This window comes from Endozoicomonas sp. G2_2 (genome assembly GCF_017744135.1).
Classification (GTDB): Bacteria; Pseudomonadota; Gammaproteobacteria; order Nevskiales; family Salinisphaeraceae; genus Salinisphaera.
On record NZ_JAGHQU010000005.1, the window covers coordinates 105,207 to 124,848 of the forward strand.

The window sequence follows — 19,642 nt, forward strand, 5'->3', positions numbered from 1 at the left end:
TTACCTAGCGCGCGGGCCGTGCATTGATCCGGCGCAGCGCGCGCCGATAGGCCTGTTCCACGGCGTGGCGGTCGCGTTCGCTGGTCATTGCCTGCGCGGCGGCCTCGTGCAGCGCGTCGGCCTGGGCCTGCATGAGTTTGCGCTGGTCGGCGCTGCGCAGGAATTCGCCGGTGTCGCCCATGCGTTCGAGCATGTGCACGCTCGCGTTGCGATCGCCGGCGAAATAGGCGCGCAGCTGGTCGAACACGGCCGATACGAGCGCTTCGAAATCGAAGCCCCGGGCCCAGACGCGCAGCCGGTCGTCGCCGTCGAAACCGTGCCGGCTGGCGATATCGTGGCGGGCCACGCGGTGAATTGCCACGCTCAGCCAGTCCAGGCAGCCCATGGCGGTGTAGGGGTCGTTGATGCCGGGCGACAGCGCGCGTGCGGCGATCTCCACGAGTTCGTTGACCAGGAAGAACACGTCCTGCGACTGGGTGCGCTGTCGGCCCCAGGCATAGGCATCGACGAGCGCGGCGGCCGTGTCGTCATCCACACGTGCTTTCGGCCAGGCCCAGAGCAACGTCTGGCCCGTGGCCACGAAATCACCCGGCGTGCGCTCCAGGCGGAGAACGAGATCCTTCGATGTCGCCGTACTCACGAGCGAACCGAACACCAGATTCTGGATATAGCCATCGCCGTCGGCGCGCACCGCGATCGACTGTTCGGCGAAGTCCGCCGGCAGGTTGGCCGGCGGCTTCTCGCGATCGGCCTCGACGCGTGTTTCGTAGGCGTCGATGGCCGCGTCCAGATCGCGGGCGACGTTGGCCACCACGTTGGACACATGCAGCGACTCGGTGATGTGGTGGATGAAATAGATCAGCACCGCCAGGCTCGCCACCGCCAGGCCCACCGCGAATACCAGCGACAGATGCGGCACGAAGGCCGCGTTGTCCTCGTGACCGGCCTGCACCACGCGCAGCAGCAGCAGGCAGTAGACGAAAGTGGATACGAACGTGCCCAGGGTAATCTGGTTGCCCCGGTCGTTCATGAAGTTGGTGAGCAGGCGCGGGCCCAGCGTCGACGTCGTATACGACAGCGCCGCGATGGTGATGGAGAACGTTACGCCGGCCACGCCGATCATCGAACCCGCGACGGTCGTCAGCAGCCCGCGCGCGCCGTCGGCCTGGATGCTGTAGATCCAGGGGATGTTGGCCACCCAGGCGTTGCCGATCCGGCTGTCGACGGCCGTGAACGCGAACGACAGCAGCGCCGCCACGATCGACATCACGGTGGGAATGAACCAGTAGCTGCCCTTGAGGGTATTCCAGTACTTGATCAGTTGCGCCATGGGCTTGGCTCGACGCGCTCGGCTCGGGATGATGACCGCACCTTACCCGAATACAGGTTTAGCCATGCAGCGTGAAATCAACGGGATGACCATCGAATGCCGCCAGGGCGACATTACCGACCAGCCGGATATCGACATCATCGTCAACGCTGCCAACAAGCAGCTCAAGGGTGGCGGCGGCGTGGACGGCGCCATCAACCGCGCCGCCGGGCCGAAGCTCGTCGAGGCGAGTCTGAAGCTCGCGCCCATCGAGGCCGGCGAGGCCGTGATCACCGATGCCTTCGAGCTGCCCAACCGGCATGTGGTGCACTGCGTCGGCCCGGTCTACAGCCAGAGTCAGCCGGTCGCCGCGCAGCTGGCCAGTTGTTATCGAACGGCGATGCAGCTCGCCGAGGATCATGCCGCCGCCTCGATCGCCTTTCCGGCCATTTCCTGCGGTGTCTATGGATACCCGCTGGACGAGGCGGCCGACATCGCGCTGGGCACGGTCGCTGACTGCGCCTCGCGTGCGCAATCGGTAAAGACCGTGCGGTTCGTGCTGTTCTCGCAAGACGTATTGGCCGCGTTCGAGCGCGCATTGTCCGCGCACTGATCGGGCGAATGGCGCGACGCTGGCGGCGTCACCGGGATGTCATGCAAGCCGTCTAGCGTGCGGTGGGTCCGAAGCGTGCCGCGAAGTGCGCGCGCGGATTTTACAACGAAACCACCGAGGGCGGACCATGAGCGAGGAAATCGAAGACCATCGTTTGTTCAACCACAGCGAGAACGAACCGTTCTCCTCCGTGCTGGAGCGGCGCATCGCGCGACGCAGCGTGCTGCGCGGCGGACTGGGTGTCGCGGCCGCGACCATGCTGGGCGGTTTCGGCCTGGCCGGCTGCAGCAGCGACAGCGATGGCGACGACGACGATGGCGATATGGCCGCGGCGATGATGCTGGCTTTCGAGGCGATCGCCGGCTCCCAGCAGGATGCCGTGGTCGTGCCCGGCGCAACCGCGCAGGACGACGCAGCGGTAGGGGCGGGCATGGCCGCCGCGGTGGCTGCAAGTGGCTATACCGCGCAGGTCGTGGTGCCCTGGGGCACGCCGATCACCAGCGATGGCGCGCCGTGGCGTGCAGATCTCGCCTTCACGCCCTCGATCCAGGAAAACGCGGTAGGCATGCACCATGACGGCATGTGGCACTTCCCGATCAGCGAGGAGACGGCCTCGAGCAACTTCATCTTTGCCCTCAACAACGAGTACATCGATCAGTTGGCGCTGTTCGCGACCAACCCCGGCGGCCTGCCGACGGGTTATGCAAGAGACGCGGACGGCAACGTCGACTACCAGGGTGGCGGGCGCGATGCCGACGAAGTGCGCACGGAAATCAATGCCCACGGGGTGACCATCGTCGAGCTGCGCCGCGGCGACGACGGCCAGTGGTCGCATGTTATGGATTCCACGTATAACCGTCGCTTCACCAGCGCGACGCCGATGAACCTGAGCGGTCCGGTCGCGGGCTCGGATTACGTCAAGACAGCTTATTCGCCCACCGGTACCGAAACGCGCGGCACGAACAACAACTGCGCGAACGGTTACACGCCCTGGGGCACCTATCTGACCTGCGAAGAAAACTGGCCGAATGTTTTCCGCAAGGATGAAGGCCGCGAAAACGACGATAACCGTCTCGGCATCCCGAGTGGCGGCACCCGTTACTACTGGGAGGCACCGGCCGGCGACGCATCGGAAGTCGACGGCGAGTTCGCGCGGTTCAACGCCACGCCGAGCGCCGACGATGCGACCGGCGACTACCGCAACGAACCCCGTACCTTCGGCTATATCGTCGAGATCGACCCGTACACCAACACGCGTGCGGTCAAACGCACCGCGCTCGGGCGTTTCCGCCACGAAGGCTGTTGGGTCGGCAAGCTCGTCGAGGGCGAGCCGGTGGTGTTCTACTCCGGGCACGATTCGCGCAACGAGTACATCTACAAATATGTCTCGGACGCGATGTGGGACCCGAGCGATGCCAACCGCACCGACATGACGCGCAGCGATCGTCTGGCGATCGGCGACAAGTACATGGATAGCGGCACGCTCTACGCCGCAAGATTCAATGCCGATGGCAGCGGCGCATGGCTCCCGCTGACACCGGAGACGATGGTGCCCGACGGTTCGCAGACGTTGGCCGCGGCGCTGGGTCTCGAACCGGGCGACCTGGCCGGTGTGATCATCAACACCTGCGACGCGGCCGACATCATGGGCGCGACGCCGATGGATCGCCCGGAATGGGGCGCAGTCGACCCGACCTCGGGCGAGGTCTATATGACGCTGACCAACAATTCGGACCGTACCGCCGAAGGTACCGATCCCACGTACACCAACGGCGGCACCAGCGATGACGAACTGGGCGTTGGGTTCTCGAAGGCGCCGGTCAATGCGGCCAATCCGCGCCCGAATAACAGCGACGGCCAAGTCATCCGCTGGCGCGAACCCACGCCGGGCGAGACGACATTCGACTGGGAGATCTTCGTTTTCGGCAAGGTGCCGAGCACGGACGATGAGAATATCTCGGGTCTAAGCGACCAGAATTACTTCTCGAGCTGCGACGGCCTCTGGTACGACGATCGCGGCGACGGCAACGGCATCCTGTGGATCGAGACCGATACCGGGGGCACCGACTACACCAACGATCAAGTGCTTGCCGTCGTCCCGCAGGGTTTGAATAAGGGCGACAGCGGGGCAGTGGTGAACGAAAGCAACCAGTCCCAGCTTAAGCGCTTCGCCGTCGGCCCGAACGGCTGTGAAGTCACCGGCATCTTTGCCACGCCCGACAGAACGGCGTTGTTCATCAACATCCAGCATCCGAGCAACTGGCCGGCGGATGACTCGGTGAACGAACAGGATGCGACCGCGGTCACGTCGGGCGAAGTGCGCCCGCGGGCGTCGACCGTGGTCATCCAGAAGAGCGACGGCGGCCAGATCGCGGTCTGATCGATCTTCGCGTGGATGATTTAGGGGCTGCCTCTGGGCGGCCCCTTTTTATTCCGGCTCCACGTGAAACATCGTTTATAGCGATACGCGCGGGCGCAGGCGCGCATGGCTCATATCGGCAAACCGTGGGCAAACGCCAAGCGCGCTGCGCAATCACTGCGATATGGATCGTTGTAGCAGCGCGGGTCTGGCGCAACGTTGTACGAGGCTTGCCGATGATTTCTGTTTGGGTCGCAACGCCCTTTCGCGATTTACCAGCGTGTGCGGCGACTGGACCGCGTTTAGTAGAGAAAACAGCGCGCCGTATGCCCGCCGCCGAAATCGCGGGCTTTGGGGTCCTCGCGTTTGCAGCGATCCATCACATGCGGGCAACGCGGATGGAAATGACAGCCGGTCGGCGGGTTGGCCGGTGAGGGCAGATCGCCCGCCAGGCGGATGCGCTCGCCCTCGCGCGCGTTCATGCTCGGCATCGCCGACAGCAACGCCTGGGTATAGGGATGTTTCGGCTCGCGCAGTACCTGCTCGGCGGGTCCGCGCTCGACGAGACGGCCGAGATACATCACCGCGATATCGTCGGCCAGATAGCTCACCACCGCCATGTCGTGGGTGATGAACAGATAGGCCAGCCCGCGTTCGGCCTGCAGGCGCTTGAGCAGGTTGAGCACCTGGGCCTGAACCGAAACATCGAGCGCGCTGGTCGGCTCGTCGCAGATCAGCAGGCTGGGTTCGAGCGCGAGTGCGCGGGCAATACAGATGCGCTGGCGCTGACCGCCCGAGAATTCGTGGGGGTAGCGATCGAGCGCGGCTTCGGGCAGCCCGACATCGGCAAGTAGTTCGGCGGCGATTGTGCGTCGATCCGTGGCGCTCCTGCCGATATTCTGCGCGACAAGTCCTTCGGCAATGATCTCGCCGACCAGCATGCGCGGATTCATCGCCGAGAACGGGTCCTGAAAGACCATCTGCAGATGACGGCGCGCCCGGCGCAGCGACTTGCCACGCAGCGCGGCCAGGTCGTCGTCGCCGAAGCGCATGGTGCCGCGGGTCGGGTCGATCAGCCGTGCGAGTGCCCGGCCGAGCGTGGTCTTCCCGCAGCCGGATTCGCCCACCAGCGCGAGCGTGCGCCCGCGTTGGATGGTCAGCGATACGCCGTCGACTGCGCGGACATGGCCGACCGTGCGCTTGAAGATGCCCTGGGTGATCGGGAAATGGACTGCGATGTCCTCGGCCTCGAGCAGTGTTCCCTGCGCCGCGTCACGATTCGTATCGTCGTCGCGAACGGCTTCGGCCTGTTCCAGCGCGGCCGGCAACGGCTCGCCGGCCTGAGACGGATCGTAGAGGTGACAGCGCACCCGCGAGCCCGAGTTCTCTCGCCAGGCCGGCGGCGTTTCCCGGCAGGCCGCCCAGGCATGTTCACAGCGATCCGCGAAGCGACAGGCCGGCAGGTTCGCGGTCAACGGCGGCACCGTGCCCGGAATCGCCGCGAGCCGCTGGCCGCGCTGAGCCGCGCCGGGCAGGGAAGCGAACAGTTTGCGCGTATACGGGTGGCGCGGTGCGGCAAACAGCGTGTCCCGGTCGGCGAGCTCCACAATATGCCCGGCATACATCACCGCGACGCGGTCGGCGACTTCGTTGACCACGGCCAGGTCATGGGTGATCAACAGCAATGCCATGCCGCGCTCGCGCTGCAGGCGTTCAAGCAACGCGAGAATCTGTGCCTGGATGGTCACGTCGAGCGCGGTGGTCGGCTCGTCGGCAATCAACACCTCGGGCTCGCCCGCCAGCGCGATCGCGATCACCACGCGCTGCTTGAGCCCGCCGGAAAGCTGGTGCGGGTAGGCATCCCAGCGTCCGGCCGGGTCCGGCATGCCCACTTCGGCGAGCAGGGCGAGGCCGCGTTCGCGCATCTGCTTGCCGCGCAGTTTCAGATGGGTGGCCAGCGCCTCGCCGATCTGCTGGCCAACCGTAAGCACCGGGTTGAGCGCGCTCATCGGCTCCTGAAACACCATGCCGATACGCGCGCCGCGGCGTTCGCGCATCGCGGCTTCGGACAAACCCAGCAGATCCTCGCCGCCCAGACGCACGACGCCGTCGAGCACACGCGTGGCCGGGCGCGGCGCCAGCCCCATGAGCGACAGCGCGGTCATCGACTTGCCGCAGCCGGATTCACCCAGCAGCGCCAGCGTTTCGCCGGGCGCAATGGAAAAACTCACGTCGTCGACCGCGCGCAGCAGGCCGGCCGGCGTGTCCAGATGCGTGCGCAGGGCGTCGACTTCGAGCAGCGGAGGATTCGAGGTCATGCCATGAGTAGATCATCGGCGCGGCCAAAACGAAACCGTAGCTCATGCCGGGTATCGGCGCGTTTGTCGGCCGCCCTGGCGATGGCGCCGCACCAAGGTAGGGGACTACTCGTTTCGACAGTTACATTTTTTAGTGATAGGTTGCCATTGATTGATGTAAATAAGGCGTGTGTCGCCTCAGGAGTGAACATGGCAGCTGTGATGGACTCGTCGGCCCAGGACCAAACAGCGCAGCAGAAGAAAGAGATGCCGGTTCGTCATCTCGACTTCGAATTCGATGGCAAGGATGTCGACACCGTTTTCTATCGCGACAGTGAGTTGGCTTCGGCTTACTTTCATGCACTGTCGATCTTCCTGACCTTCGGCGAGGATCTGGTCATCGACACGGCCCGTCATCATCGCCAGTTCCTCAGCGATCCCGAGCTCAAGCGTCGCGTGACCGCGCTGATCGGCCAGGAAGCCGTGCACTCCAAGGTTCACGATCAGTTCAACGACACCCTGGTCGAATATCACTACCCGCTGAATCTCTATCGCTGGCTCGCCGACAAGGTGTTCACCTATGGCTTCAACCGGCTGCCGCATCCCATGCAGCTGTCCATGATGGCCGGCATCGAGCATTACACCGCGGTGCTCGCCGAGTTCATGATGAAGCACGAGGAAGTCTTCTACGCCAGCCACGATGAAAAACAGCGTGCGCTATGGATGTGGCACATGCTCGAGGAATCCGAGCACAAGGATATCGCCTACGACGTCTTCCAGGAGCTGTCCGGCAACTACGCGCTGCGCCAGAGTGGATTTGCCGTTGCCACGGTCACGATCCTGTTTCTGGTGGCGCTCGGCGGCGCGATGATTCCGCCGTTTCGCGAGCCGCGCAAGCTGTTCAGCCGTTCCTACTGGAAGGGCCTGGCTCGCGGTGCCGTGCTGCTCTACGGCCCGCGGGAAGGCGTCTATGGCAGCACGGTCGCCCATATCCTCGATTATCTGCGGCCGGGCTTTCACCCCAACGATCACGACGTCAGCGAGCACCTCGACTACTACGAGAAGAAGCTGCTGGACCCGGACAACGGGCTGCTCACGAAGTATCTCACCAAGGAGTTCTATCCGAAGCTGAGAACGGCCTGAGCCACCGCCGCCGCTTATCCCTGAACCGCCGACGGATGACTTCATGATCGGATTATTCAAGGCGCGTCCGCGCCCCAGCCATAACGCCTGCGCGGTCGTGACCGGCGCGGGCAGCGGTATCGGCCGCAGTTTCGCGCTCACGCTCGCTAGACGGGGTGGAGCTGTGCTCTGTGCGGATATCGACCTCGCCGCGGCCGAGGAAACCGTTGCGTTCGTCAGCGAAGCAGGCGGGACCGGCGTAGCCTTCGAGTGTGATGTCTCCAAGGCGGCCCAGGTGCGCCGGCTGGCTTCGCAGGCCGAGAAGCTGCTCGGTCAGCCGGTCACACTGCTGGTGAACAACGCCGGCGTGGGCCTGGGCGGCAAGATCGACGACATGTCGCTGGACGACTGGAAATGGTGCATGGGCATCAATCTCTGGGGCGCGATCCACGGCTGTCATTACTTCGTGCCAAAGTTCAAGCAGCAGGGCTTCGGAGCCATCGTCAACGTGGCCTCCGCCGCGTCCTACACCGCGGCACCGGAGATGAGCGTTTATAACGTCACCAAAGCAGGCGTGGGCGCGCTGTCGGAAACGCTGTCCGCCGAGCTTCGCAAACACAATATCCGCGTCAACGTGCTCTGCCCGACGCTGGTACCCACGAATATCATCAAGTCGGGCCGGATCCCCGGGCGCTACGCCAAGCTCGCCGATACCGCGCTAATGAACTATGCGCTGACCACCAGCGACAAGGTGGCCAAGCTCACGCTGGATCGCCTGGACAAGGGGTATCTCTATACCACGCCGCAGGTGGACGCGAAGCTGTTCTGGTGGTTCAAGCGCGCCTCGCCGTCGCTCTACGCGCGCTTTCTGGGTTTTTCCTACCGTTTCGTGAGCTAGCGGCGTGCGTTACGACCTGAACGACAAGGTGGTGTTGATAACCGGCGCGTCCGGCGGTATCGGGGCCGCCACGGCGCGCGCACTGTACGATCGCGGCGCGTATCTCGTGCTGGCTGACCATAACGCCGATGCCGTCGAGCGACTCGCGGGCGAGTTCGACGCCGAGCGGGTGCTGGCCGCGCCCCTGGACGTGACCGACGCCCCGGCCACACGGGCGCTGGTTGCGCGGGCTGTCACTCGATTTACACGTGTCGATGTGGTGATAGCCAATGCCGGCATCGCCTGGCGCGATGGTCCGGCCACCCTCTCCAGCTGCGACGAGGCCGAGTTCGAGCGTATCGTCGATGTCGATCTATTCGGCGTCTGGCGCACCGTGCGCGCGGCGTTGCCCGAGGTCACGCGCAATCGCGGCCAGATTCTGATCACGTCGTCGATCTATGCCCTGCTCAACGGCATGGCCAATGCCCCGTATGCCGCGTCCAAGGCCGCGGTGGCGACGCTCGGACGCACCTTGCGCACGGAGTTGGCCGGCACCGGCGCGAGTGCTGGGGTGATCTATCCCGGCTGGACGGCGACGCCGATCGCCGAGATCGCCTTTGGCGGCAACGCGCTGGCCACGCGTCTGAACGCCACCGCGCTGCCCCGGCTGCTGCGCGCGCGAGTCGCGCCCGAGACGGTGGCCGAGGCGATCGTCGCCGGCCTCCAGCGGCGCGCCCCCCGAATCGTCGTGCCTGCCCGTTGGCGGGCCGTGTTCGCCCTGCGCGGCGTGCTCGATCCGCTGCTCGATCGCTGGCTGGACGGCCACACCCAAATCCACGGCCTGCTGCGACAGGTGGCCGGCGAGAAACCGCGCGCAGATGAACCGCGTGGCGCGCCTGCCGCCAACGATGCACCGGCCCAGGGAGGAGAACGTCTCAATGAACACTCATCATGACATCGTGATTGTCGGCGCCGGTTTTTCCGGTATCGGTACGGCTATCAAGCTGCGCGAGGCCGGTTTCGACGACATTCTGCTCATTGACGATGCCGACGGCCCCGGCGGGGTCTGGCACTGGAACACCTACCCAGGTGTGGCCGTCGATATTCCGTCGTTCAGCTATCAGTTCTCCTTCGAACAGGCGTCGAACTGGACACGGACCTATGCGCCCGGGCGCGAGCTCAAGCATTACGCCGAGCGCTGTGTGGCCAAATACGACCTGGCACGACATATTCAATACAGCACACGGGTAACGCGGGCCGAGTTCGACGAGCCGAGCGATCGCTGGGCCATCGAAACCAGCCGCGGCGACCTATCCGCCCGCTGGATGATTCACGCCGGCGGTCCCCTCAGCCAGCCCAGCCGGCCGGCGATCGACGGTATCGACGATTTCGCCGGCCAGATCATGCACACCAGCCGCTGGGATCACGATATCGACCTGGCCGGCCAGCGTGTGGGTATCATCGGGACCGGCGCTTCCGCTGTTCAGGTGATTCCCGAAATCGCGCCCGAGGTCGCGCATCTCACCGTGTTCCAGCGCACGCCGATCTGGTGTCTGCCCAAGCCGGACCTGGCCTTGCCGCGGGCTGCGCGCGCCGCGCTTTCGGCCGTGCCCGGCGCGAAATCGGCGGCGCGGCTGGTCAGCCAAGCGTTCGTGGAGTTCACCTTTCCCGGCATCGCGCACTATTACGCCCGTATCCCCGGCGTCGGCCAGGTCGAAAAAGCGGCCCGTGCCTGGCTCGCCAGTCAGGTGCGTGACCCCGAGACACGCGCGAAACTCACGCCGGACTACACCTTGGGCTGCAAGCGGCCGAGTTTTCACAATGGCTATCTGAAGACGTTCAATCGCGAGAACGTGACGTTGGAGACGGATTCCATCGCCCGGGTTACCGCCGACGGCATTCGCACCGAGGCCGGCAACGAGCACACGCTGGACGTGCTAATCCTGGCGACCGGGTTCAAGGTGACGGACAAGGACGCCATGCCCAGCTACCCGGTCGCCGGGCGTGGCGGCGCGGATCTGGGTGATCACTGGGACACCTACCGTCACCACGCCTATCAGGGCGTGTCTACGGCCGGCTTCCCGAATTATTTCACCACCTTCGGGCCGTACGGCTACAATGGCGCGTCGTTCTTTACGCTGATTGAAGCCAGCGCAGCGCATATCGTGCGCGTGCTCGAGGCCGCGCGCGAGCGCGAGGCCTCGCGCGTTGAAGTGACCGAGGCGGCCCAGGAAGCCTTCATTGCCGACATGCACGCCCGCGGCCATCGGCAGGTCTTCCGCCAGGGCGCTTGCGCGAACGCCAACAGCTATTACTTTACCCGCCATGGTGATGTGCCTTTCCGGGCCGCGACCACCCCGGAAATCCAGTGGAAAAGCCGGCATTTTCCGCTCGACGACTATGCGTTCATGAAAGCCGGCTGATGTGGTATCGACGCATGTTTCGCTGGGCGACGTCGGTTTCGGGCGATCGACGGGTAGCGTGTTTTCGACGAAACGCTTTAAATGCTTTTTAGGCATATAAAATAAAAATAATATTCTTTTTATAAAATAATCGTCGTGCTTAAAGTGCGTTAACCGTCTCGCTCTGGCACGACCCCATGCAAAAACTTCTGCTCTTCGGTATCGCCGGGTTCATCGCCCAACTGGTCGACGGCTCGCTCGGCATGGGCTACGGCCTGACGTCCTCGACCATGCTGATCGCGCTCGGCATCAGCCCCGCTGTCGCCTCGGCATCGATTCATTTCGCGGAGATCGCGACCACGGCCGCCTCCGGTACCGCCCATTATCGTTTCGGCAACGTGGACGTCGCCCTGCTCAAGCGCATGGTGCTGCCGGGTGCCATCGGCGCGTTTGTGGGGGCGCTGTTTCTAGGCTCCATTTCGGGTGATCTGATCAAGCCATTCGTATCGGCATTTTTGCTGTTACTCGGCGTATACGTGACCGCGTCCGTGCTGTTCGGCTTACGCAATAAGCGTGAAAAGAAGCTCTTGTCGCATTGGAAGACCGTGCCGCTATCGATCGTGGCCGGCTTTTTCGACAGCGTCGGTGGCGGCGGTTGGGGGCCGATCGCCACGCCCACGTTGATGGCGCATACCGCGATGTCGCCGCGCCGTGTCGTCGGCACCGTGGATGCCAGCGAGTTCGCCGTCACGCTGGCGGGTTCGGCCGGTTTTCTGCTGGTGTTGGGCCTGCACGGCATCAACTGGTCCTGGGTGGCGATCTTCGCGGCCAGCGGGCTGGTCGCGGCACCGATTGCGGCGGCGCTCGTACGCTATTTGCCGGCCCGGGTGCTGGCGGCGATTGTGGGCGGCGCGATCATTCTCACCAACGCGCGTACCGTGCTCGGATCATTGAGCGTCGATCCCGCGATCGTGAGCTCGCTGCTGCTGGGAGGGCTCGTGCTGTGGGTCGCGCTTGTGGTTTTCGTCGTGCGCCAGCACCGTCGCACGGCGACAGTGACCGCGGCCGCAGGCTGATTCTTAGCGCGCGCCGCCGGCGGGCTTCGCGGGCGCCTTGCGCTTGAGCGCACGCCCGCCCTCGTCGCCGCGCAGGCGCGGATCGAAGGCGTCCCGTACCACGTCCGCGAACAGGTTGGCGGCGAGTACCAGCACCAGCATGAACACGAACGCGCCGCCCAGGCGCCACCACACGATCGGATCGCGCGCCATTTCCAAGCGCGCGGCGTTGATCATGTTGCCCCAGCTGTCCATGGTCGGGTCCACGCCGACGCCGATATAGCTGAGCACGGCCTCGGCGAGCACCAGCGCAGAAAAATCCAGCACCACCTGGATGAGCACGATATGCATCACGTTCGGCAGCATATGCTTGCCGAGGATGCGCATCGGCGACGTGCCCAGACCGCGCGCCGCGCTCACGTAGTCTAGCTCCGAGAGCTTGCGCACCTCGGCACGCAGCAGTCGGCACAGCCCCGTCCAGCTGGTGATGCCGAGAGTCAGGCACAGGAACAGCAGCCGTAGATCGGCCCGCGCCGTGGTCGAGCCGAACGCCTCGGCGTGGTTTTCCATATAAACCTGCATCATCAGCACTGCGGCCGCGATGAGCAGTACGCCGGGGATCGAGCTAAGCGTGGTGTAGAGATACTGGATGACGTCATCCACCCAGCCGCGGAAATAGCCGGCCAGCGTGCCGAGCAGCAGGGCGAAGGGCAGCATCACTAGCGTGGTCAGCGTGCCGATCGCCAGCCCCGTGCGGATACTCTTTACGGCTTGATAGAGCACGTCCTGGCCGACCTTGTCGGTGCCGAGCACGTGGTATTCCGCGGCCAGCGACGCCGTCACGCCGACGATGACCGCCAGCACGCCCGCAGTCACAAGCGCGGCCCGCCAGGCCAGCGGCGTCGCGTCACGGGCGATGTCGCGGACGACGTTTCGTGGCGAAGTTCGACAGTGCGCGGCGATCAGCCCGATCAGCGGTACACACAGCGCCAGCCATGCCACGAGGCCCCACGCCGCGCCCTTGGCCGCCCGCCGGGCGATATCCTCGCCGCGGGTCAGCCCGCTCTCGTCGAGCGACGTCCCCGCATGCGCGAGCCGCGGATAGACCTGCGCCTTGCTGCCGTCGGCCGCGGTCACCACCTGCTGCACATAGGAGCGCAACGCGAACGGTGCGGAGTAGGTGTATTCGGTGTCCTCGATCAACGGCGCGGCGATCGCATCCAGCACGCTGACCACCTCGCCGGATACGCGCGTCTCGCCCGCATCGTTGGTTACCGTCGGCCGGTAGTGGATGCTGTCGAGCACGCCCACCGCCGTATACGCCAGCAGGATCACCAGCGTGATCATCCCCACCGGCCGCGCGAACACCCGCAGCCACGGTACGGCCAACGGCTTGCTGCGCGACGCGACCACCACGAACACGGCGATCGCAATAAGCAGCAGGTAGATCAGCGCGTCGGTGTAGAGGAGGACGTACATGATTGTCTAGGTCTACCCAGCAAGCTATGCAGTGATCGATTGGTGCGCGTTTATCCCTGATTCGCCAAGGAACTTCTTAAGAGAGGCGTATTGCTGGCGGTACCTTGGAACGCGGATTGATTTCGGACTAAAGAACAGCGACGTCTCGGCGATTTCGCCGCTCTGGTCTCTTTCGTAGAGCGGCGCGATAAGTGAGAGAAGGTTTTGTGCACTGTCGCTAAGCTTTGTATTCCCTCGGCAATGGACGTTGAGAGCAAACCTAACGGAGCCAATAACTATATCCACTACGCTTGCGAAGTGAGCTTGTCCCATCGCGGAGTAATGAAAGCCTAAGATGTTGTTCAGTCGCAGCTCACGCGCGTGAGGCAGCCCAGTTACGCCTATCGAAAACTTCTCTCTCAAATGGGAGTCAATTTGTCGGTCATCGAATCTGTCTAGTAGGACTAGGCCACACTCATTTTCACGTTCTAACAGTTGGTCGAAGTTGTAGCAGACTCGATTAATTTCGTTTCGCCGTGCTTCGTTAGGGTTCCTTGCGATATCGTGAGATATAAAGGACGTGATTAATGTTGCCCCGCATCCGGCTGCGGCTTCTAATACGGATTGTTTCAGATCAATAAAATTTTGATGGCTAAGGTGATCTGGGCCAGGATTGAACTTGAGCTGGAAACTCTTATCAATTCCGGCCCCTCTGCGAATTGCTTCGATCCGTTTGGATAGTGCTGATGCGGCGCCGCCTCGAATTACAAGGCCACCGTAGACGAAAAAATCTCCGGGGCGCGATTCTAGGTTCGATTCGTCGCAATAGAATAAATGCATTCGATTTACGCTAGGTATTTATAACCGTATCCGCGGATCAAACAGCGTATAGCTGATATCGGTCAGCAGCAGGCCGACGATATAGAGTACGGAGCCGAGAAATACCATCGCCCGCACGATGGCGAAGTCCTGCTGGTTGATGGCTTCGATGGTGTAGCTGCCCAGCCCCGGGATGCCGAAGAAGGACTCCATGATCAGGCTGCCCATGAACAGCAGCGGCAGAAGCACGACCACGCCGGTGAGGATCGGGATCATGCCGTTCTTGAGCACGTGCACGAACAGGATGCGCAGATCGCTCAGGCCCTTGGCGCGGGCGGTGCGGACATAGTCCTTGCCGTATTCCTCCATGAAAATCGTGCGATACCAGCGGGTGCCGGAGCCGATGCCGCCGACCACGCCGATGATCACCGGCAGGATCAAAAACTTCGCCATGTCCCAGCCGGCATCAAAGCCGGAAATGGGCACTAGATTCATGAGCTTACCGGCGACGTACTGGCCGGCAATGATGTAGAACAGCGGCGAGATCGACATCAGCAGCACGCAGAGCACGACGCCGCCCCAGTCGATCGCGGTGGAGCGAAAGAACACCAGCAGCAGCCCGAAGGTGATGTTCACCAGCATGCCGACGATGAGCGTAGGCACGGCCAGCGCCAGGCTCGGGCCCATGCGTTCGAGAATGTCGGACGAGATCGAACGGCCCGCGTCGGACTGGCCGAAGTCGAAGGCGATCACCTTCACCGATTTCTGGAAGAACAGCGTCTGAGTAACGCTATCCAGCCCGTCGGCCTGTTCGTTATAGAGATAGGGCAGGTCGTAGCCGTGGGTGGCTTTCCAGGTTTCGATCGCCTCCGGGGTGACGCGCTTGAAGCCGAGCTGCATGCGGGCGATGTCGTCCGGCGTGTTGACCACGAAGAACAGCAGAAACGTGATCAGGTTCACGCCGATAAGCACCGGAATGGCGTAGAGCGCGCGGCGGATGATGTAGGCCAGCATCGCCTAGCCTCTATCCGTTCGACGCACGGCGCCGCGCTCGCGCCGGCGATAGATCCATAGCCCCGGCGCAAGGGCGAGGGCGAGCAACAGCAGGCCGAGGCCCACCGGCCAGATCACGGGGTCGTTCCATTCGCGGCGTTTCGCGGCGCGAAGGTCGGCGTCGAGGCGCAGGTACTTGAGCGAACTCTGGAGCATGCCGTTGGGCTTGGTGTTGTGCAGCCACTGGTGATACAGCGAATACTGGCGCGGGAAGAAGCCCCAGTACCAGGGCGCGTCGCAGCGCACCATGGCGAGCATTTCGTCGATCACGGCCTGGCGCTCGGGGCCGTTCTCCATATTGCGCATCTGGCGGAACAGCGCATCGTATTCCGGGTTGTCGTAGTTGGCGTAGTTCGAACCGGAATGTTCGGCGGTGCCGTTCGGCCCGTAGAGCTGGGAGAGGAAATTCTCCGGGTCCGGGTAGTCGGCCATCCAGCCGCTGCCGAAATAGATCTGCGTGTTGCCTTCGGCGATTTTCTGCTGAAACCGCGGCCAGGTGCTGGCACGCACGACAAGCTGAATGCCGAGCTGGTCGAACTGCTGGCGCATCCAGTCCATCTGCGTCTTGAACTCGGGGCCGGTGGCAGGCGTGTCGATATTCACCAGCAGCGATTGGCCCGTGTCCGGATCGATGCCGTTGGGGTAGCCGGCTTCGGCGAGGAGCTTGCGCGCGGCCTCGATCGACTTGCGCTGAGGTTCGCCATCCACCCAGTCATAGACCACCGGGTTCATGCCGGCCCGGCCGTCCTCATAGCCGAACAGCCCCGGCGGGATCGGGCCCTGCGCGACGATGCCGCGGCCGTTCAGGAACAGCGGGATATAGCTTTCCAGATCGACGGCAATGGAAATCGCCTGGCGCAGCTTGCGGCCCGAGGCGTCGCGACCGCCGACCACATCGTCGTTCATGTTGAAGCCGAGGTAATAGATGCCGGGCAGCACAGTGGTTGCCAGGTCCATGCCGCGTTCGGTCATGGTCTGGGTCAGATGCGGGTTGCCTTCGGCGTCGATACGAATCGCCTGGCCGAAGGCATCGTCGCTGATGCCCGAGGTGTCGTAATAGCCCTGCAGGAACTTGTTCCAGTACGGGATCGACTCCTTCTCGCGTGAATAGACCGCGCGCTGGATGAAAGGCAGCGGCTTGCCGGCATCGGCGAGCAGGCCGGCTTCGCGGTCGCCGGGTTCGCCCTCGCTGGGATAACGCTGGCCGTGGAAGTTGGGGTTGGCCGTCATCACCATGCGCCGGTTCGGGTTGTTTTCGGTGAGCATGTACGCGCCGGTACCCACCGGGAACGTATCCAGCGTGATGTTCTTGGCCTTGAGTGCCGGCTGGTCGTAGAAGCGCGTGACCTCGGGCGCCACCGGGGCAAAGAAGGCCAGCGCCAGCCAATAGCGCAGCTGCGGATACACGCCGTCGACACGAATTTCATAGGTGTGTTCGTCGACGACTGTCGCGCCCTCGAAATCGAAGGCGGTGAGATCGAGCGATTCGCCCGGCGCCAGCTGCTTGCGCGCGGCTTCGAGGCGCTCGCGCAGATCGCCCAGGCCCGCGATATGCGCACTCATCAGCCCGAAGATCGGCGAGTTCACCTCCGGGCTCGCCAGGCGCTTGATTTCGTGCACGTAATCGCGCGCGTGCAGCTCGCGCGTGCCCTGATGCTCGAAATCCGCCGGCGAGGTGATGCCGGCCATGTCGGCTTCGGTGAGGTCGCGATAGCGCGGCTTGCCGGCATCGTCTTTCGCGAACGCCGGATGCGGCTGATAGCGAATGCCCGGCTCGAGTTCGATGGTATAGACGCTGGTGGCGACATCTTCCGGCGGCGTGTCCGCGGGCAATGGCTCGCCCTCGGCGTCCAGGTATTGCGGCTCGGGCACGTCGGTCGCGGTGGCGGGAATCAGCGTGTAGGGGCGCTTCAGATAGTGATACTGCAGCGGCGGCTCGTAGATCGCGCCGGTGAAGCTGGCTTCGTCCGTGGCGTAGGAGCGGGCCGGGTCCAGATGCCGGGGCGACTCGCGAAACGAGCTGTAATAGATCGCGTTTTCGCTTTCGGCGTCCGGGTAGGGGTTGTTCCACGGCCCGTCACAGGCGGCGGTCGCCAGCACGAACAGCAGACACACGGCCAGCCGAAGGCCGTTCAGGCGTTGCATCCGATCAAGCGTCGCGGCAGCTGCATGCCGCCAATGTAGACGATCGGGAAACAGGCCCCAAGTCGTTTCGTTGCTGTGGTGCGGCGCACTCGCCACCTTGGTCGTATGGAGCGCGCGCAAGCGACGCTGGCACATTGGGCCGGATAACAAGATCGAAACGGTGAGGAGCAACATGTCCTATCAGGGCGAATTCCAGCAGGCGTTGGACGATCCACAGGGATTCTGGCGCGAGGCCGCGGGCGCGATTCGCTGGCACCGCGAGCCGCAGCAGATTCTCGACGACAGCCGCGCGCCGTTCTATCGCTGGTACCCGGACGGCGAGCTCAACACCGCCGACAATTGTCTCGACCGTCACGTGGACGAAGGCCGGGGCGATGTCACCGCGCTCATCCACGACAGCGCCGTCACCGATTCCCAGCAGCGTTATACGTACGGCGAGCTGCGCGATGCGGTGGCGAAGTTCGCGGGCGTGATCCGCAACCAGGGCGTGGAGAAGGGTGATCGCGTGATCATCTACATGCCGATGATTCCGGAAAGCCTCATCGCCATGCTTGCCTGTGCGCGCATCGGCGCCGTGCATTCCGTGGTGTTCGGCGGCTTCGCCGGCGCGGAGCTGGCCAAGCGCATCGACGACGCCACGCCGAAGCTGGTGCTGTCTGCCTCCTGCGGTATCGAGCCGAGCCGGGTGGTGGAATACAAGCCGCTGCTCGATCGCGGCCTGGAACTGGCCGAGCACAAGGTCGAGCGCTGCGTGATCTTCCAGCGCGATACCCAGCGCTGCGAACTCACGCCCGGCCGCGACGTCGACTGGCTGGACGCCCTGGCCGACGCCCAGCCGGCGGACTGCGTGCCGGTAGCCGCGACCGATCCGCTCTATATCCTGTATACCTCCGGCACCACCGGCAAGCCGAAAGGCGTGGTACGCGACAACGGCGGCCATGCCGTGGCCATGCACTACTCCATGCGCGCGGTCTATGGGCTGTCGAAGGACGACGTGTTCTGGACCGCCTCAGACGTGGGCTGGGTGGTCGGCCATTCCTATATCGTCTATGCGCCGCTGCTGCTCGGCTGCACCTCGGTGATGTACGAAGGCAAGCCGGTGGGCACGCCGGATGCGGGCGCGTTCTTCCGCGTGATCGCCGAGCACAAGGTGGACGTGTTCTTCACCGCACCCACGGCCTTTCGCGCGGTCAAGAAAGTGGATCCGAACGGCGAACTGGCGAAGCAGTACGACGTGTCGAGTCTGCGCGCGCTGTTTCTGGCCGGTGAACATACCGACCCGGACACCGCGATCTGGGCCGGCGAAAAGCTCGGCGTGCCGGTGGTCGATCACTGGTGGCAGACCGAGACCGCCTGGCCGATGAGCGCCAACCCGCTCGGCATCGAAAGGCTCGACGTGCCGCTCGGCTCTGCGGGCCGGCCTATTCCCGGCTACGACACCCACGTGCTCGCGCCCGACGGCGCAGAAGTACCCAACGGCGAAATGGGCGATATCTGCGTGAAGCTGCCGTTGCCGCCCGGCTGCTTTCCCACCCTCTGGCAGAACGACGAGCGCTACAAGTCCTCGTATCTGGAGCAGTTTCCTGGCTACTACCGCTCGGGCGACGCCGGGTATTTCGATACCGACGGCAATCTGTGGGTGATGAGCCGGGTCGACGACATCATCAACGTCGCCGGCCATCGCCTGTCCACCGGCATGATCGAGGAAGTCATCGCCGCCCACCCGGACGTGGCCGAGGCCGCAGTGGTGGGCGCAGCGGATGCCGACAAGGGCCAGCTGCCGGTGGCGATGGTGGTGCTCAAGTCGAGCGCGAGCCGCGCCGCGGACGAGATCGTCGCCGAACTGATCGCCAACGTGCGCGAACAGATCGGCCCGGTCGCGGCCTTCAAGCATGCCGCGATCGTCGATCGCCTGCCCAAGACGCGTTCCGGCAAAGTGGTCAGGGCCACGCTGCGCCAGATCGCCGACGGCAAGGAATGGGCAACGCCGGCGACCATCGACGACCCGGCGATTCTCACCGAAATAGAAGAGCAGCTGAGTCACATCGGTTACGCAAACAAGCGCGCGGACTGAAACGCGCGCTTTTCCCAATCGACAGAAACAGGTGTCCGGCCGCCGCAGTTGCGCTACCG

Annotated in this window: 14 protein-coding genes; 8 read left to right on the forward strand and 6 right to left on the reverse strand. The window is 64.0% G+C overall.

Features of this window, described 5'->3' with window-relative positions; genetic code table 11:
* Nucleotides 1-4: 4 nt before the first annotated feature.
* Nucleotides 5-1,330: a DUF2254 domain-containing protein gene (locus J7355_RS07655; protein ID WP_209061391.1), complete on the reverse strand. Its 1,326-nt coding sequence runs from the start codon at nucleotides 1,328-1,330 to the stop codon at nucleotides 5-7.
* 64 nt (nucleotides 1,331-1,394) lie between these two features.
* Between J7355_RS07655 and J7355_RS07660 the strand changes: the two genes are divergently transcribed.
* Together J7355_RS07660 and J7355_RS07665 are read left to right on the forward strand one after the other, a co-directional pair.
* On the forward strand, nucleotides 1,395-1,922 hold the full coding sequence (locus tag J7355_RS07660) for an O-acetyl-ADP-ribose deacetylase (protein WP_247739851.1): 528 nt from the start codon (nucleotides 1,395-1,397) through the stop codon (nucleotides 1,920-1,922).
* Nucleotides 1,923-2,049: 127 nt separating this feature from the next.
* A complete protein-coding gene (locus tag J7355_RS07665; protein ID WP_209061392.1) occupies nucleotides 2,050-4,302 on the forward strand; it encodes a PhoX family phosphatase in 2,253 nt (750 codons plus the stop codon).
* Between the two features lie 281 nt (nucleotides 4,303-4,583).
* Here the strand turns inward: J7355_RS07665 and J7355_RS07670 are convergent, their stop codons facing one another.
* Nucleotides 4,584-6,599, reverse strand: coding sequence for a dipeptide ABC transporter ATP-binding protein (locus tag J7355_RS07670; protein ID WP_209061393.1), 2,016 nt, complete (start codon nucleotides 6,597-6,599; stop codon nucleotides 4,584-4,586).
* Nucleotides 6,600-6,788: 189 nt separating this feature from the next.
* On the opposite strand from J7355_RS07670, the gene J7355_RS07675 reads away from it, so the two are divergent.
* The 5 genes from J7355_RS07675 (at nucleotide 6,789) to J7355_RS07695 (ending at nucleotide 12,055) form a co-directional block, all read left to right on the forward strand.
* Nucleotides 6,789-7,721, forward strand: a complete 933-nt coding sequence (locus tag J7355_RS07675; protein ID WP_209061394.1) for a metal-dependent hydrolase — start codon at nucleotides 6,789-6,791, stop codon at nucleotides 7,719-7,721.
* A 43-nt stretch (nucleotides 7,722-7,764) separates the two neighbouring features.
* Complete coding sequence (locus tag J7355_RS07680) at nucleotides 7,765-8,598, forward strand: SDR family NAD(P)-dependent oxidoreductase (RefSeq protein WP_209061395.1); 834 nt, start codon at nucleotides 7,765-7,767, stop codon at nucleotides 8,596-8,598.
* Nucleotides 8,599-8,602: 4 nt separating this feature from the next.
* On the forward strand, nucleotides 8,603-9,532 hold the full coding sequence (locus tag J7355_RS07685) for an SDR family NAD(P)-dependent oxidoreductase (RefSeq protein WP_209061396.1): 930 nt from the start codon (nucleotides 8,603-8,605) through the stop codon (nucleotides 9,530-9,532).
* On the forward strand, nucleotides 9,516-11,000 hold the full coding sequence (locus J7355_RS07690; RefSeq protein ID WP_209061398.1) for an NAD(P)/FAD-dependent oxidoreductase: 1,485 nt from the start codon (nucleotides 9,516-9,518) through the stop codon (nucleotides 10,998-11,000). Before J7355_RS07685 ends, J7355_RS07690 begins: the two co-directional genes overlap by 17 nt.
* Nucleotides 11,001-11,176: 176 nt before the next feature.
* Entirely contained in the window at nucleotides 11,177-12,055 is an 879-nt protein-coding gene (locus J7355_RS07695) for a sulfite exporter TauE/SafE family protein (RefSeq protein ID WP_209061399.1), read from the forward strand.
* A gap of 3 nt (nucleotides 12,056-12,058) precedes the next feature.
* Here J7355_RS07695 and J7355_RS07700 read toward each other — a convergent pair whose 3' ends face one another.
* From J7355_RS07700 to J7355_RS07715, 4 genes are read right to left on the reverse strand one after another with little or no spacing between them, the layout of a single operon-like run.
* Nucleotides 12,059-13,513: an ABC transporter permease gene (locus J7355_RS07700; protein ID WP_209061402.1), complete on the reverse strand. Its 1,455-nt coding sequence runs from the start codon at nucleotides 13,511-13,513 to the stop codon at nucleotides 12,059-12,061.
* 24 nt (nucleotides 13,514-13,537) lie between these two features.
* Nucleotides 13,538-14,332 carry a DUF3800 domain-containing protein gene (locus tag J7355_RS07705; RefSeq protein WP_209061403.1) on the reverse strand — a complete coding sequence of 265 codons (795 nt, stop codon included), beginning with the start codon at nucleotides 14,330-14,332 and terminating at the stop codon, nucleotides 13,538-13,540.
* Nucleotides 14,333-14,350: 18 nt separating this feature from the next.
* Nucleotides 14,351-15,325, reverse strand: a complete 975-nt coding sequence (locus J7355_RS07710; protein ID WP_209061405.1) for an ABC transporter permease — start codon at nucleotides 15,323-15,325, stop codon at nucleotides 14,351-14,353.
* Between the two features lie 3 nt (nucleotides 15,326-15,328).
* Entirely contained in the window at nucleotides 15,329-17,509 is a 2,181-nt protein-coding gene (locus J7355_RS07715) for an ABC transporter substrate-binding protein (protein WP_209061407.1), read from the reverse strand.
* A gap of 172 nt (nucleotides 17,510-17,681) precedes the next feature.
* Between J7355_RS07715 and J7355_RS07720 the strand changes: the two genes are divergently transcribed.
* A complete protein-coding gene (locus J7355_RS07720; protein ID WP_209061409.1) occupies nucleotides 17,682-19,583 on the forward strand; it encodes a propionyl-CoA synthetase in 1,902 nt (633 codons plus the stop codon).
* Nucleotides 19,584-19,642: the final 59 nt, after the last annotated feature.

Coding starts and splice junctions, on each gene's coding strand:
- J7355_RS07690 (WP_209061398.1), top strand. CDS start 9,516: ATGAACACTCATCATGACATCGTGATTGTCGGCGCCGGTTTTTCCGGT.
- J7355_RS07720 (WP_209061409.1), top strand. CDS start 17,682: ATGTCCTATCAGGGCGAATTCCAGCAGGCGTTGGACGATCCACAGGGA.
- J7355_RS07705 (WP_209061403.1), bottom strand. CDS start 14,332: ATGCATTTATTCTATTGCGACGAATCGAACCTAGAATCGCGCCCCGGA.
- J7355_RS07655 (WP_209061391.1), bottom strand. CDS start 1,330: ATGGCGCAACTGATCAAGTACTGGAATACCCTCAAGGGCAGCTACTGG.
- J7355_RS07715 (WP_209061407.1), bottom strand. CDS start 17,509: ATGCAACGCCTGAACGGCCTTCGGCTGGCCGTGTGTCTGCTGTTCGTG.
- J7355_RS07660 (WP_247739851.1), top strand. CDS start 1,395: ATGCAGCGTGAAATCAACGGGATGACCATCGAATGCCGCCAGGGCGAC.
- J7355_RS07695 (WP_209061399.1), top strand. CDS start 11,177: ATGCAAAAACTTCTGCTCTTCGGTATCGCCGGGTTCATCGCCCAACTG.
- J7355_RS07675 (WP_209061394.1), top strand. CDS start 6,789: ATGGCAGCTGTGATGGACTCGTCGGCCCAGGACCAAACAGCGCAGCAG.
- J7355_RS07680 (WP_209061395.1), top strand. CDS start 7,765: ATGATCGGATTATTCAAGGCGCGTCCGCGCCCCAGCCATAACGCCTGC.
- J7355_RS07700 (WP_209061402.1), bottom strand. CDS start 13,513: ATGTACGTCCTCCTCTACACCGACGCGCTGATCTACCTGCTGCTTATT.
- J7355_RS07665 (WP_209061392.1), top strand. CDS start 2,050: ATGAGCGAGGAAATCGAAGACCATCGTTTGTTCAACCACAGCGAGAAC.
- J7355_RS07710 (WP_209061405.1), bottom strand. CDS start 15,325: ATGCTGGCCTACATCATCCGCCGCGCGCTCTACGCCATTCCGGTGCTT.
- J7355_RS07670 (WP_209061393.1), bottom strand. CDS start 6,599: ATGACCTCGAATCCTCCGCTGCTCGAAGTCGACGCCCTGCGCACGCAT.